The following is a 13,606-nucleotide window of genomic DNA, read 5'->3' on the forward strand; positions in this document are numbered from 1 at the left end:
ACAGTATAGGAGCGCAAGTGAGGCGCCGGCTTGCGCCGGGTCAATGCCAGGTCCCGCAAGCGCGGGGATCACTGCGCGAGTCGAAGAAGCCGTTCCAGCGCTCGGTCGTGAATGCCGTGCTGCAGCAGGCCCTCAAAAGTCTGACGTGCATAGTCCAGTGTGGTGCCGTAGCGTCCGCGGGAATGGGTGAAGATCTCGCGGTAGCGTTCCGGGCTGAGGTGGCCGGTGTAGCTGGGGCTGCGGCGCGACAGCGTGAAGGCCAGGGCGCGCACGGGGCCCAGAGCGGTCTGGCAGAGCAGCCACTTGGGGTCGTACACCGGGTTGGGCATTTCGCGCGCCCACAAGGTGGGCATGAGTGCTTCCACCTGTTTGTGCGGCACGCGCAGCGCCAGGCCGCTGCAACTGCCCCCGGGCAGCAGGGTGAACACCAGGCCCGGTCGCTCGGGTGTGCCGCGGTTGACGCGGCTCCACATCTGCAGGCAGCGGTGGTGGCCGTACACACGGGCCATGCGCTGCTCAACGGCTTCAAATTCGGGCCGCCAGACCAGTGAAGCGTAGGCAAAAACCCAAAGGTCCGGCCTGGGTCCTTGTGCGCGCCATTGCGCCAAGGCGTCGGCCATCATGCGGGCGCCGTCGCGCAGGGCCGGGTCGTTCGGGTGTGTCATTTGTTGTCTGGGGTCGGCCATTTAGAATCGTGTGTTTGCCCATGCGGGACCGGGGCATTCGTTTCGCCGGTCCGCACCCGCTGAATCGCCTGTTTCAGCGCATTATTCTTCAAGGAGTTTCTCACCCATGTCATCCCAGGAAACCGAAATCGAACACCGCGTGGTTGCGGTGGTGCTGATCCTCATCATTCTGCTGGCTGTGGGTCTGGCGTTGGGCATTGGCATTCACAAGACGCGCAGCGGCGGCATGCCGGCCAGTGTGTCAGCCTCGGTCGCTCCTGCGGCTGCGCCGGTCGAAGCGCTTGCCACTGCCGGCACGGTCGCCAGTGCCGCGAGTGCGGCCCCACGAAGCGAAGACGCCAGCATCGTGGTTGAAGACGGTGTCGTGGTGTTCTACTTCGCAACCGGCAAGGCCGAGCTCGCCAGTGGCGCAGTGGCCGTTCTGGGTGATGCCATCGCCGCCGCGAAAGCCGGCAAGCGGTTGGTGATTTCCGGCTTCCACGACTCGACGGGCGACCCTGCCTTCAACATCGAACTGGCCAAGCGGCGTGCCATGGCTGTACGCGACGCGCTGGTGGGAGCTGGGGTGGCCGAGTCAAGTGTGGAGCTGAACAGGCCGGAGGAAACCACCGGCAGCGGTAACCTGGCCGAGGCGCGCCGGGTGGAAGTGGTCATCGCCGACTGATCCCCTTGCCCGTTCAGCCGAAAGCCCGGTCGATGCCGGGCTTTCGGCTTTGTGTGTCAGCGCAGACCCTGGCCGCCCGCCTGTTCGGCACGCTGGATCAGTTCGATCTTGTAGCCGTCGGGATCGGTCACGAAGGCGATCACGGTGCTGCCACCTTTGACCGGGCCGGCCTCGCGCGTGACGTTGCCGCCGGCGGCCTTGATTTTTTCGCAGGCCGCATAGGCATCGGGCACGCCCAGGGCAATGTGGCCGTAGGCGGTACCCAGTTCGTAGTTCTCGGTGCCCCAGTTGTAGGTGAGTTCGATCTCGGCCTGTGCCGGGTTGCCTTCATACCCCACAAAGGCCAGCGAGTACTTGTATTCGGGGTTTTCCGAGGTGCGCAGCAGTTGCATGCCCAGCACCTGGGTGTAGAAGTCGATCGAGCGCTGGAGGTTGCCCACGCGCAGCATGGTGTGTAGAAGTCTCATGTGCCCGATTGTGGCTTCATCTCGAAAACCAGGCAGGTCGTCGTGGCATGGGCGTAAAGCGTGCCGTCAGGGCCGATGAGCTGTGCATCGGCGGTGGCGAGCTGGCGACCGCAATGGATGACGCGGCCAATGGCGCGCACGCGCTGCACCTTGGGTGTGAGGGCGCGCACGATGTTGACACTGAGTTCGGCTGTTGTGTAGCCACGTCCCGCAGGCATCTTCGTGTGAATCGCGCAACCGAGTGCGGAATCGAGCAGGGTGGCGAACCAGCCGCCGTGCACCGTGCCCATGGGGTTGAAGTGCCGCGGCATGGGTGTGCCCTGGAATGTGGCCGTGCCGTCGCCGATGCCGATCACCAGGAAGTCCAGCGTGTGCGCGATGGCCGCATACGGGATGTCGCCACGCAGCATGGCCTGCATCAACTCCATGCCTGACTTCCCGGCGACCTGTTCGGACGAAGCCACGCCGGGGCCAGGGCCGGCGTTGAGGTGTTGCAGCGCTTCGGCTTCTTCGGCGAGCCATGCGTCGATATGGTTGATCTTGGTCATGTTCTTCTCCTTAAAATTTGCATATGCAATTATTGTAGATACAATGAACTCATGCCATCTGACTCCAACGTGTCACCTCCTGAGCCTGATGTGCTGCCACGGCCGGTGGGTTGCACGAACTTCAAGCTGCGCCAGCTCACCCGGCGCGTCACCCAGCACTACGACCGGCACCTCGCTCATTCAGGACTAAAGACCACGCAGTATTCGTTGCTGAGTCACGTGGATCGGCTGGGGCCGCTGCCACCGGGTGAACTGGCCCGGCGCATGGACATGGACGCTTCCACCCTGAGTCGCAACCTGCGGCCGCTGCTGGTGGCGGAATGGGTGCACATGGGTGAGGGGGTCGACGGGCGCAGTCGCGTGCTGACCATCACCGATGCCGGACGCGATTTGCGCCGGCAGGCCCAACGCCACTGGAAGGCGGCCCAGGTGGCGCTGAACCAAATGTTGGGACCTGCCACTGTGGTCGCCTTGCACGATCTGCTGGACCAAGGCTTGGCCACGTTCCACACGTTCGACGAAACCTGACGTTCAGCTTCCGCCGCTGTAAGCCAGTCCCGAAGCCACGCCACCAAACAGATCCCCTTGCACCAGGGGCACGCCTGTAAACGCCGCTTGAAGGGCCTTCTGAAAGGGCTTTAGCGCAGATGAGCCGCCTGTGAGGTAGATGGCATCGAGTGCACCTTCTGACCTCAGGCCTGCACGGCGCACGCATTCAAGCGCACACGCGACGGTGCGTTGCAACAAGGCATCGAGGTGTTGATGCATGTCATCGGTGGACAGCTCGGCCATCAGACCGGCTTCCACCGCCTGCAGGTCTACCATGGTGGAAGCCTGCATTTCTGAACAGCGGATCTTGGCCAGTTCCACCTCGTGGGCGACGCGGTGGCCGTCCCGCTGGTCCAGCACCCGCATCAGGCGCTCGTGCAGCAGGGTGTCGCTGTAGTTCACCCGGAGCGATTGCGCCTGGGCCATGGCACGTGGCAGGTACAACCACTGGATCAGGTGCCAGGTGGACAGGTCGAAGAACACGCGGCTGGGCACCTCTCGCCCTTGCGGCCCGATATGGCGATGCCCAAGCAGCGGCATGACTCGCTCCAGGCTGAGCTTCTGGTCAAAATCGGTGCCGCCGATGTGCACACCGGTGGTTGCGAGCACGTCGGCGCTGCGATCAGGCCGATCGGCGCGGTCCGGGCCCAGTCGCACCACGGTGAAGTCCGAAGTACCGCCCCCGATGTCGGCCACCAGCACCCTGGCTTCGCGGGTCAGTCTCCGCTCGTAGTCGAGTGCTGCCGCGATCGGTTCCAGCTGGAACCGCACCCGACGGAAGCCGACCGATTGTGCCGCTTCGCGCAACGATTGCTCCGCCTGCGCATCGCGCTCCGCGTCGTCGTCCACGAAGTGCACCGGCCGTCCCATCACCACCTCGGTTGGCAGGTGTCCCAGAGCTTGCGCAGCGCGTTGGCGCAACTCGGCCAGGAAGGTGGCGATGATGTCCTGGAAGCTGATGGTCTGGTGGTTGATCTCGGTCTTTTCCTGCAGCAGCGAACTGCCCAGCAGACTCTTGAGCGAGCGCATGAGCCGCCCTTCGGTACTGGCGAGGTACTGGCCGACCGCATCGCGACCAAAGTGGGTCAGGTGGTCTTCCGCGTTGAAGAACACCGCCGTGGGCATCGACACGGCGTCACCTTCGAGCGCGATGGGTTGAGCAACACCTCCCGGTGGGGCCCAGGCCATGGCCGAGTTGGAGGTGCCGAAGTCGATGCCGAGGGTGCCGGGAGAAGAACGCGTCATGGTTGCCGAAGGGCTGGAGTGGGACGAAGTGCCGGTATGGCGCTTGCAGGGGAGGGGCGATTCTGACAGGCCCTGACCGGCGGCGCTCGCTGGTGTTCAGTGGCCAAACACCAATGATCGGTGCACAGACGCACCCGCCATGGCTCCATCGCCCACCGCCATGGCCACATTGCCAAAACCGCGTGCGGTGTCTCCGCAGGCGAACACGCCGGGCACGGAGGTCTCCATGAGCGAATTCACTTTCAGGTAGCTGCCCACCGGTCCGTGTTCCAGCGCGCATCCGAGCTGATGCGGCAGCTCGCTGGACATGCGGGTGTTCGGCATGGTGAACATGCCGTTGAAATGCAGTGTGCGGCCGTCTTAGAGCACTGCATTGCCGTGGTCCACCAGGCGCAGCACCGGGCTGGATTCGACCTGCACGCCGCACCGCTCCAGCAACTGCTTTTGCGCGTCGTCGGGTGTAGAGGCACCGTTGAGCAGCAGCGTCACTGTGCCCCATTCCGGCAACAGCTGCGCGTGGTGCATGGCCAGTTCGCTGGTGGCCAGCACGCCAATGACGCCCTGGTTCAGCTCATAGCCGTGGCAGTAGGGACAGTGGAACACGCTGCGGCCCCAACGCTCGCTCAAGCCTTCCACTTCTGGCAACTGGTCGACCACACCGCTGGCCAGTACAAGACGGCTGGCCGACAGCGTCTGTTCATTGACGAGCACGTCGAAGCTTTCGGCGTTGGGTGTTGCGTGTGTAGCTTCGCCTGCGATCCAGCGCACGCTGGGGTAGGTCGGCAACTGCTGTTTCGCCTCCTTGCGCAATGGCTGCGGGCGCATGACCGTCGCGGCCGAGAAAGCCGTGCGAATGACGGGCAAAGCGGTTGCGCCGCCGGCCCGCATCGACCACAGTCACATTGCGGCGAGCGCGCGCGAGTGGCAGGGCGGCGGACAGGCCAGCGTAGCTGCCGCCAATGATGATCACGTCGGTGTGCGTGGTCCGTGTACTTTCTGGCGCGGGGATCCGTCGCCATGCGTTGTTGAAAAGGCCGATACAGGTCGGCCAGCAAGATGCCGTGCAAGCGCTCCAGCACCAACCGTTCGGCATCGCGGTAAGGCGGCATAGAGCGCGGTGTTCACCGCCTGCTCGATCACGCATTCCGGGTTTTCATCGCGGTGTCCCACGGCCAGCAGGTGCGGAGCGCCCAGCGCCTGATGGATGTCGCCTACCGTGGTGGTATCCAGCGGGCAGGTCACCACCCAGCCACCGCCATGACCTTTGGCCGAGGTCACAAAGCCAGCCTTGCGCAGGCCACCCATGAGGCGGCGCACCACCACGGGGTTGGTCTGTATGGCCCGGGTCAGGGACTCCGAGGTGGTCGGTCCATCGCGCAGAGCCATGTGCATCAGCACGTGCAACACACCGGAGAGCTGGCTGTTTGATTTCATGCAAAAAACTTGTTGCTTGAAATGCAAATTGCTCCTTTTGTGGAAAAAACCTTCTCCGAATTGGGGTCTTGTGTGAGCGGCAATCGGCCGCGCTTGGTCAAGTGGATGTGGCAGCTTCCTCGGCACCTGCCGCCTGCTGGCAAAGGAAATCCAGCAGGCGCTCAGCGGCCGGTGTGAGATCGCCCTGTCGACGGAAGCACACGGCGAAGCGGCGGTGGGCCCAGTCGTTGCTCAGGGCAATGATGCGCACCTGGCCCGCCGACACATAGATCTGGCTGACTTGCCGCGGTACCACGCTGATGCCCAGGCCAGCGCCCACCACGCGGAACGCCGCATCGAAGTTGGACACCACCACCCGGTAGCTCATGGTGCGCCCAGCCTTCGCGGCTGCCCGGTGCAGCATGGTGTAGACCGCCGTGGAGGGTTGCAGGCCCACGTGCTCGTAGCCCAGCGTTTCTTCGAAGGACACCACATCGCGTTGCGCCAACGGATGGTCCAGCGGCACCGCCAGCGTGAGCTCGTCGCGCCGGTATGGCCGGTGCTCCAGGCCACCGAAATCGATGTTGCCCCAGCACACGCCCAGCGACACCACGCCTTCGCGCACCATGGTGACGATGTCTTTGGAGAAGCGCTCCTCGATGTCGACCTTGATGTCCTGGTGCAGGGGCTCGCGCATGAAATGCGCCAGGTCGTCGAGCAGCGTTTCTGCGATGGCGGACGCGCTGGCCACCACGCGCACCTGGCCCTTGATGCCGCCCTTGAAGGCGGCCATGTCGGCGTCTATGCGGTCCATGGTGAAGAGCAGGGTGCGTGCGTGTTCCAGCAGCGCACGCCCTGCCGGCGTGGGCACGGCGCCGCGCCGCCCGCGCACCAGCACCGGGGTGCCGATGGTGTCTTCCAGCTGGGCAATGCGCTTGCTGATGGCCGAGGGTTCGATGTGTTCCTGCGCGGCGGCGTCGCGCATATTGCCGTTGTCGCACACCGCGACCAGCAGGCGCAGTGTTTTCAGGTCCAGGTCTCTCATCGGGAATACCCTTGCTTTAAATTCCAGATTGGAATGTTAATGGTTCTCAGGATTCACTTGATGTTCAAAAGGGAATCCATAAACTGGCGGACATGTCTTCATCATCAATCTCCCACGCAGCAGGTGCCCATTCCCTGACCGGTTTGCCCGCCCAGGCCGTGATCCGGGAAGTCGGTCTTCGCGATGGCCTGCAGAGCATCCAGACCCTGGTGAGCACCGCGCGCAAATGCGAATGGATCGCCGATGCGTTTGCGGCTGGCCAGTGTGAGATCGAAGTGGGGTCTTTCGTACCCCCCAGGCTGCTGCCCCAGCTTGCCGACACCGCCGAACTGCTGGCTTTCGCCCGTGCGCTGCCAGCTTTGAAGGCCAGCGTGCTGGTACCCAACCTCAAGGGCGCCGAACGCGCCATCGAAGGCGGTGCCCACCTGATGATCCTTCCGCTCTCGGCCAGCCACGCACACAGCCTGGCCAATCTGCGCAAGACACCCGACGAGGTGGTGGACGAGATGAAGCGCATCCGGGCCGCACGCGACGCCGCCGGCAGCGCCACGCTGATCGAGGGCGGTGTGGGTACCGCCTTCGGCTGCACGATCCAGGGCGAAGTGAAGACCAGCGAAGTGCTGCGCCTGATGCAGGCCCTGCTCGACGCCGGTGCCGACCGCGTGAGCCTGGCCGACACCGTGGGCTATGCCGACCCGCATTCGGTTCGTCAGCTGTTCGAGCAGGCACTGCACATCGCGGGCGACCGCTTCTGCTGCGGCCATTTCCACGACACGCGGGGCCTGGCGCTGGCGAACGTGTATGCGGCGCTCGAAGTGGGTGTGACCCGTTTCGACGCATCGCTGGCCGGCATCGGCGGCTGTCCGCACGCGCCCGGCGCCAGCGGCAATGCCGCCACCGAAGACCTGGCATTCATGCTGCAGGCCTGCGGCGTGTCCACCGGAGTCGACATCCAACAGTTGCTGGCGTTGCGTGCCAAGGTGGTGAGCTGGATGCCGGGCGAGCCCACGCACGGCGCACTCTGGCGGGCTGGCCTGCCCAGGACCGCACCCGCTGCGCTCCCCCACTGACGCGCACCTTCCATCTGAACTCACACCTGCCCATGAACACAGCATCCACTGGTCTTCCGCTTGAAGGCGTGCGCGTCGTTGAATTCACCCATATGGTCATGGGTCCGACCTGCGGCATGATCCTCGCCGACCTGGGCGCCGAGGTGATCAAGGTCGAGCCCCCCGGCGGCGACAAGACGCGCAATCTGCCAGGCCTGGGCATCGGCTTTTTCCGCAGTTTCAACCGCAACAAGAAGAGCGTGGTGCTCGACATCCAGACCGAGGAGGGCCTGGCAACGGCCAAGGAACTCATCGGTCAGTGCGACGTGCTGCTGGAAAACTTCCGGCCCGGCCTGATGGACAAGCTGGGCCTGGGCAGCGAGGCGCTGCGCGAGCAGTTTCCCCGCCTCATCTATGTCTCGCACAAGGGCTTTCTGCCTGGTCCCTATGAGAGCCGGCTGGCGCTCGACGAGGTGGTGCAGAACATGGCCGGCCTGACCTACATGACCGGCCCGGTGGGGCGCCCGTTGCGCGCGGGGTCGTCGGTGAACGACATCATGGGTGGCATGTTCGGTGCCATCGGCGTGCTGGCCGCGCTGCGCGAACGCGATCGCCAGGGTGGCACAGGCCAGGGCCAGGAAATCCAGAGCGCGCTGTTTGAAAACTGCTGTCTGCTGGCATCGCAGCACATGCAGCAGTTCCAGATGACGGGCGAGGTGCCGCCGCCGTTTCCTTCCCGCGTGTCGGCCTGGAGCGTGTACGACACCTTCGATGTGGCCGGTGGAGAGCAACTGTTCATTGGTGCGGTGAGCGACAAGCAGTTCGCCACGCTGTGCGAGGTGATCGCCCGGCCCGATCTGGCCAACGATCCCGAGCTGGCCACCAACGCCCAGCGCGTGGCCGTGCGCCCCGCGTTGTTGCAGAAACTGGGCGAGACCCTGCAACACCAGGATCTGGAAACCCTGTGCGCCAGCCTGCAGGCCGCCGGCCTGCCCTACGCCAAGGTGGTGCGCCCGGACGAACTGGTGAACGACGAACACCTGATCGCCAGTGGCGGTCTGGTGCCCATGGGCACCGAAAACGGCGATACCGCACAGGTGGTGTTGCTGCCGCTGCTCATGGGTGGTCGCCGCCCGGGTGTGCGCAGCCCGCTGCCGGCTATTGGCGAGCACACCGAAGAGGTGCTGGCCAGCCTTGCCAAGGCATCCCTTCCTGCATCCGTTTGAGTTTGCCCCCTTTCACCTACTAACAGGAGACAACCATGACCAATACATTCCATCGCCGCACCCTCATCGCTCGAGCGCTCACCACTGCGGCCGCGTCCTGCCTTTTGGCCTCCGCGCCTGCCTGGGCACAGTCCAGCGCGCCGCTGCGCGTGATCTTGCCTGTGGGCGCCGGTTCAGGCGTGGACACCATCGTGCGCACGGCCCAAGGTGCGCTGTCAAAAGCATTGGGTGGTCAGTCGGTGGTGGTCGAGAACCTCACCGGTGCGGGAGGCATTCCCGGTACGTCAGCGCTGGTGAAGTCAGCACCCGATGGCAACACTGTGGCCTTCATTTCGAACAATCACTCGGTCAATCCCAGTGTGTTCAAGAACATGCCCTACGACAGTCTGGCCGACATCACGCCCATCAGTGTGGTGGGCGGTTCACCCTTCGTATTGGTGGTGAACCCGGCCAAAATGCCGGTCAGCAATGCGAAGGAAATGCAGGCACTGCTCAAGTCCAAACCCGGTGGATTCAACATGGGTTCATCGGGAAACGGCACCATCATTCATCTTGCGGGCGAAATGTTTGTAGATGCGGCGGGTGTGCAAGTGCAGCACATTCCTTACAAGGGCATGGGGCCGATGATGATGGATGTCATCGCCGGCCAGGTTGAGTTCGGTGTGGCGGCAGTGGCTGCGGCCCAGGGGCACCTGGCCACCGGTCGCATGCGTGCGATCGGCATCATGGGCAAGCAGCGCATCGCTGCGCTGCCCGATGTGCCCACACTCGCCGAACAAGGTTTCCCCGATGTGGACGTAGAAGGTTGGTTTGCCTTGGTGGGGCCGAAGGGCCTGCCGGCCGCACAAGTGGAACGGCTGCACAAGGCGGTGGTGGCCGCGTTCAATGACCCCGAAGTCAAGGCCGCCATGGACAAGCAGAACAACGTCATCAACCCGACCTCGCCCGACATGGCCGCCAAGTTCCTCAAGAGCGAGCAGGAGCGCTACGCCCGCATCGTCAGCAAAGCCAACATCAAGATCGATTGAGACTTTTTGAATTTGCCTGTCTGTGCCCCGCTGCTCCTGCCGATTGGCTTGCAAGGGGAGTGCGGCGGTACCTGCTGAAGGGCAGGTCGTGCTCACTCCAGTGGCAGTGCGCTGGTGCATTTCAACTCGTTCAGGCAGATGCTGGAGCGCACGCTGCTCACGCCGGCCAACTGCGCCAGCGTGCCCAGCAGGAAATCCGACAGGCCTTTGAGGTCGCGCGCCACCACCTTGCACACGTAGTCGAAGTCGCCCGTCACGGCGTAGCATTCCAGCACCTCGGGCATCTTGCCCACGGTGCGTTGGAACTTCAGCACCTCTTTGTGCTGCCCCCGTTCCATCGATACGTGCACGAAGGCAGTCACATCCAGGCCCAGCCGGTGCGCGTCCAGCCGCGCTTCGTAGCGCTGGATGTAGCCAGCCGATTCCAGCCGCTTGTGGCGCCGGTTGCTTTGTGCAGGCGACAGGTGAACGGCCTGCGCCAGTTCCTGGTTGCTGATGCGGCCTTGCTGCTGCAGCACCGAGAGAATACGCCGGTCCAGTCGGTCGAGGGTGGACGGATGCAAGGAATCGCCGTGAATATCGTCATTCATGAAAGGGTCTCTTGTAAATCACGCCACATACGCGGAACATGAGAGCAAATTGTCCGTCATGCGGTGCAAACTGCACAGCTTCAGCGGCGACGCTCTGAACATTCCTCCAGGAGACATCCACATGAACCCCATCGACCCCACCATCCTGAGCGCGCGGATGGAAGCATTGCCCGGCTGGAAGCTGGACGAGGAACAACGCGCCATCTCGCGCAGCTTTCGTTTCCTGGACTTTGCGCAGGCCTTCGGGTTCATGAGCCAGATGGCCATCGTGTCAGAGAAGATGGACCACCATCCCGAGTGGTTCAACGTCTACAACCGGGTGGAGGTGCGCCTCACCACGCACGATGCGAACGGCCTGACTGCGCGCGATCTTGACTGGGCCGCTCGCGCGGACATTGCCTTCAGGTTTGCTTCGGAGGCCGTATGAACAGCCCCAGCAAGCACGGCCTGGCGGCCGGAGACGCAGGTCGACCGGAGAACCCGGACTGGACCATCGACCAGGGCTGGGAGCAATACACCGCTGAAGATCACGCGACCTGGAAGACGCTGTTCGAGCGCCAGACGGAGCTGCTGCCCGGCCGTGCCTGCGACGAATTCGTGCAGGGCATGGAAGACCTGCCCATCGGACCAGACGAAATTCCCGATTTCCGCTGTCTCAACGAGGTGCTGATGCAGCGCAATGGATGGCAGATCGTGGCGGTGCCCGGCTTGGTGCCGGATGAAGTGTTCTTTGATCACCTGGCGCACCGGCGTTTTCCTTCAGGCAATTTCATTCGCAAGCCGCACGAGCTTGACTACCTGGAAGAGCCCGACGTGTTCCACGACGTGTTCGGTCACGTGCCCATGCTCATGAACCCGGCCATTGCCGATTTCATTCAGGCCTATGGCCAGGGCGGGCTGCGCGCGCAGCAACTCGGGTATCTGCCCCAGCTGGCGAGGGTGTACTGGTACACAGTGGAGTTTGGCCTGCTGCAGCAGGGCGACGGCCTTCGGCTCTATGGCGCGGGCATCGCGTCGTCGTTCACCGAATCCCAGTTTTGTCTGGAGAGTGCCTCACCCAACCGCATCCGCTTCGACCTTGAGCGGGTGATGCGCACGCACTACCGCATCGACGACTTTCAGGAGAGCTACTTCGTCATCCGCGATCTGAATGAACTGCTGGAATTCACGCAGATCGACTTCGCGCCGCTCTACCAGCGCGCGGCCCTTGGACCGGAACATCAGCCCGGCGACGTATTGCCAGTGGATCGCGTGTTTGCGCGCGGCCATGGCAGCTATCACCGTCTGAAGCGGGCCAGCGCTGTGGCTTGAGTGATCACCTGCTCGCGTGCTGCGCAGGCTGCGGCGTGCTTCGCAGGTCTGGCTGGACCTGCTGGGCGGTCTGAAGGATTTGTGCCAGGATGTCAGGTACTTCAAAGAGCGCGCGATTGCGCATGCGCCGCACGCTGCGCTGCCAACGGGCCAGTTCGCTCAGCAGGGTGTCCACCGCCACGTCCACGCGACGAAAGCTGCGCAGCACAACGCCGAGTTCGTTTTCTCGAATCCATTGCGCGTTGTATCGCTCTTGCGGCATGGTCAGCGCGTTGTCGACCACGATCACCGGCAGCCCCTGCTGCACCGCTTCGCTCAGGCTGCCAGGTCCGGGTTTGCCGATGAAAAAATCGGCCAGTTGCATGTAGCGCGGGATGTCGGTTGTGAATCCCACCACCACGCGCGGTGCGCTGCCGGCCAAGACTTTCAGGCGCCGGGCCAGCGCCTGGTTGTGGCCGCAAACCAGAATCAGCTGCGTGCTGTCTGCAAGCCGGCGCGCAATGCCCAGCATCGCCTTGGAGCCGTGACCGCCAAACAGCACGAGCCCTGTGGGCCGGGATGGATCCAGACCCAGGCGGCGCTGCTCGCTGGCGCGGTCCAGTGCCAGGGGTTCGTAGAACGCTGGGCGGATGATCATGCCGCTGGTGGCGTGCAGGCGCGATTCGTCATGGTCCATGCTGCGGGCCTGTTCCAGCGCACGCGGCGTACCGCACACGAAGTGTTGGGGCTGGCGCCGTTCGATCCAGAAGTTCGGTGGCACGTCGGCCAGATCGGTGAGCACCGTCACATAAGGTACGCCGGGCAGGACCGAGGCCAGGCTTTCGAACATGGCCTTGTTGAAATTGGGTACGAGTGAAACCACGAGGTCGGGCTCGGTACGAAGCCAGTGTTGCTGCAGTCGGCGCACCAACGCCGGGTGGGCCAGCCGGATCAGGCCCTGCAGCAGCCTGAGCTCCTGCGCCATACCGATGGTCCAGCCGCGTGCGAGGCGCTGGTTGTACCAGTCCTCGGGGGCGTTGCCCGTGAGCCTTCGGAACTTGTCCTTGGGGTCCAGCACTTCGAACAGATTGACAAGTCGCACGGCCCATGGCCAACCCTGACTCTGCAGGACCGCTTGCAAAGCCAATGCCGATGCACGGTGACCGCCACCGGCGTTGAAGTAAACCAGATCGACCGTCTTGGTATGGACCACGGGTCGAACCTCCAGGAAAGTGTGCCCAACGGGGATGGATGGGCACCACGATGCTGCCCTATCCACCTGAACCCGCTCATTGAAACGTACCTGTGTGACAAGTCGGTGGCAGAGGGATGTGGCCCGCTGACATCTTCCATTGAGAGGGGTGGTGCCAGACCTGGGAAAATTTCAGGCGCGGTGTGGCGGCTGGTGAGAACGGCAATAAAGCACGATTCCGATGCCACTTTCTACCCTTTAGACCAGATGCAGAATGCCGAAAATTGCGTTGTGCCTTGACTGAGCGACTGAAGGCACATGAGGCCTGTTGCAAGGGGTGCGGGCTTCCGTGATTCAAGGGTGGCCGCTCAGAACAGGGGATCGACATGACCTCACAGATGCGCGTCAGCGAACACCATTTGCTCTTTGCATCGCTGTTCCATCCCGGCCGTGGTATTTCTGTTCCGTGCGACGCGCACGGCGAAGTGCACATGGACGAGCTTTCCGAGCGATTGAAGAATGCCTACCTGGGTGCCCGTGCTCTCGTCGGCCGGGAGTACGCGTTGCCGATCGTGGAGCCGATGCCCTCCATGCACTGAAGCTGGTTGGTGCGC

The 13,606-nt window shown here is 63.6% G+C and carries 16 protein-coding genes and 1 pseudogene; 8 read left to right on the forward strand and 9 right to left on the reverse strand.

Going from position 1 to position 13,606, the window contains the following annotated elements; all coding sequences use genetic code 11:
* Positions 1 to 68: 68 nt before the first annotated feature.
* On the reverse strand, positions 69 to 665 hold the full coding sequence (locus Q7V46_RS02775) for a gamma-glutamylcyclotransferase (RefSeq protein WP_304911963.1): 597 nt from the start codon (positions 663 to 665) through the stop codon (positions 69 to 71).
* A gap of 127 nt (positions 666 to 792) precedes the next feature.
* Here Q7V46_RS02775 and Q7V46_RS02780 point away from each other — a divergent pair, with 127 nt between their 5' ends.
* Positions 793 to 1,350, forward strand: coding sequence for an OmpA family protein (locus Q7V46_RS02780; RefSeq protein WP_304911964.1), 558 nt, complete (start codon positions 793 to 795; stop codon positions 1,348 to 1,350).
* 56 nt (positions 1,351 to 1,406) lie between these two features.
* Here the strand turns inward: Q7V46_RS02780 and gloA are convergent, their stop codons facing one another.
* Together gloA and Q7V46_RS02790 are read right to left on the reverse strand one after the other, a co-directional pair.
* Entirely contained in the window at positions 1,407 to 1,817 is a 411-nt protein-coding gene (gene gloA / locus Q7V46_RS02785) for a lactoylglutathione lyase (protein WP_304911965.1), read from the reverse strand.
* A complete protein-coding gene (locus Q7V46_RS02790; RefSeq protein WP_304911966.1) occupies positions 1,814 to 2,365 on the reverse strand; it encodes a PaaI family thioesterase in 552 nt (183 codons plus the stop codon). The genes gloA and Q7V46_RS02790 overlap by 4 nt, the downstream gene beginning before the upstream one ends.
* Before the next feature lie 51 nt (positions 2,366 to 2,416).
* Between Q7V46_RS02790 and Q7V46_RS02795 the strand changes: the two genes are divergently transcribed.
* Positions 2,417 to 2,893: a MarR family winged helix-turn-helix transcriptional regulator gene (locus Q7V46_RS02795; RefSeq protein ID WP_304911967.1), complete on the forward strand. Its 477-nt coding sequence runs from the start codon at positions 2,417 to 2,419 to the stop codon at positions 2,891 to 2,893.
* A 3-nt stretch (positions 2,894 to 2,896) separates the two neighbouring features.
* Here Q7V46_RS02795 and Q7V46_RS02800 read toward each other — a convergent pair whose 3' ends face one another.
* The 4 genes and pseudogenes from Q7V46_RS02800 to Q7V46_RS02815 form a co-directional block, all read right to left on the reverse strand.
* Positions 2,897 to 4,159, reverse strand: coding sequence for an Hsp70 family protein (locus Q7V46_RS02800; RefSeq protein ID WP_304911968.1), 1,263 nt, complete (start codon positions 4,157 to 4,159; stop codon positions 2,897 to 2,899).
* A 96-nt stretch (positions 4,160 to 4,255) separates the two neighbouring features.
* Positions 4,256 to 5,168, reverse strand: a pseudogene (locus Q7V46_RS02805) (NAD(P)/FAD-dependent oxidoreductase).
* The gene (locus Q7V46_RS02810) at positions 5,126 to 5,593 is read right to left on the reverse strand and encodes an Rrf2 family transcriptional regulator (RefSeq protein ID WP_370690266.1); all 468 of its coding nucleotides are present in this window, start codon (positions 5,591 to 5,593) and stop codon (positions 5,126 to 5,128) included. Before Q7V46_RS02810 ends, Q7V46_RS02805 begins: the two are co-directional and overlap by 43 nt.
* A 97-nt stretch (positions 5,594 to 5,690) precedes the next feature.
* Positions 5,691 to 6,617 carry a LysR family transcriptional regulator gene (locus Q7V46_RS02815; protein ID WP_304911969.1) on the reverse strand — a complete coding sequence of 309 codons (927 nt, stop codon included), beginning with the start codon at positions 6,615 to 6,617 and terminating at the stop codon, positions 5,691 to 5,693.
* A 92-nt stretch (positions 6,618 to 6,709) separates the two neighbouring features.
* On the opposite strand from Q7V46_RS02815, the gene Q7V46_RS02820 reads away from it, so the two are divergent.
* The 3 genes from Q7V46_RS02820 to Q7V46_RS02830 are packed head-to-tail and all read left to right on the forward strand — an operon-like array spanning position 6,710 to position 9,920.
* The gene (locus tag Q7V46_RS02820) at positions 6,710 to 7,687 is read left to right on the forward strand and encodes a hydroxymethylglutaryl-CoA lyase (RefSeq protein ID WP_304911970.1); all 978 of its coding nucleotides are present in this window, start codon (positions 6,710 to 6,712) and stop codon (positions 7,685 to 7,687) included.
* 32 nt (positions 7,688 to 7,719) lie between these two features.
* On the forward strand, positions 7,720 to 8,892 hold the full coding sequence (locus Q7V46_RS02825; RefSeq protein WP_304911971.1) for a CaiB/BaiF CoA-transferase family protein: 1,173 nt from the start codon (positions 7,720 to 7,722) through the stop codon (positions 8,890 to 8,892).
* Between the two features lie 35 nt (positions 8,893 to 8,927).
* On the forward strand, positions 8,928 to 9,920 hold the full coding sequence (locus tag Q7V46_RS02830) for a tripartite tricarboxylate transporter substrate binding protein (RefSeq protein WP_304911972.1): 993 nt from the start codon (positions 8,928 to 8,930) through the stop codon (positions 9,918 to 9,920).
* 92 nt (positions 9,921 to 10,012) lie between these two features.
* On the opposite strand, the gene Q7V46_RS02835 is transcribed toward Q7V46_RS02830, so the two are convergent.
* Positions 10,013 to 10,510 (reverse strand): Lrp/AsnC family transcriptional regulator, encoded by a 498-nt coding sequence (locus Q7V46_RS02835; RefSeq protein ID WP_304911973.1) that lies wholly within the window; start codon positions 10,508 to 10,510, stop codon positions 10,013 to 10,015.
* Between the two features lie 121 nt (positions 10,511 to 10,631).
* Between Q7V46_RS02835 and Q7V46_RS02840 the strand changes: the two genes are divergently transcribed.
* Both Q7V46_RS02840 and phhA read left to right on the forward strand, forming a co-directional pair.
* The gene (locus Q7V46_RS02840; RefSeq protein ID WP_304911974.1) at positions 10,632 to 10,937 is read left to right on the forward strand and encodes a 4a-hydroxytetrahydrobiopterin dehydratase; all 306 of its coding nucleotides are present in this window, start codon (positions 10,632 to 10,634) and stop codon (positions 10,935 to 10,937) included.
* The gene (gene phhA / locus Q7V46_RS02845) at positions 10,934 to 11,821 is read left to right on the forward strand and encodes a phenylalanine 4-monooxygenase (protein ID WP_304911975.1); all 888 of its coding nucleotides are present in this window, start codon (positions 10,934 to 10,936) and stop codon (positions 11,819 to 11,821) included. The genes Q7V46_RS02840 and phhA overlap by 4 nt, the downstream gene beginning before the upstream one ends.
* A gap of 4 nt (positions 11,822 to 11,825) precedes the next feature.
* On the opposite strand, the gene Q7V46_RS02850 is transcribed toward phhA, so the two are convergent.
* Positions 11,826 to 13,013, reverse strand: coding sequence for a glycosyltransferase (locus Q7V46_RS02850; protein ID WP_304911976.1), 1,188 nt, complete (start codon positions 13,011 to 13,013; stop codon positions 11,826 to 11,828).
* 365 nt (positions 13,014 to 13,378) lie between these two features.
* Here Q7V46_RS02850 and Q7V46_RS02855 point away from each other — a divergent pair, with 365 nt between their 5' ends.
* Entirely contained in the window at positions 13,379 to 13,591 is a 213-nt protein-coding gene (locus Q7V46_RS02855; protein WP_304911977.1) for a hypothetical protein, read from the forward strand.
* The last annotated feature ends 15 nt before the right edge of the window (positions 13,592 to 13,606 follow it).

The sequence above is a fragment of the Hydrogenophaga sp. genome (assembly GCF_030651625.1).
In the GTDB taxonomy this organism is placed as follows: domain Bacteria; phylum Pseudomonadota; class Gammaproteobacteria; order Burkholderiales; family Burkholderiaceae_C; genus Hydrogenophaga.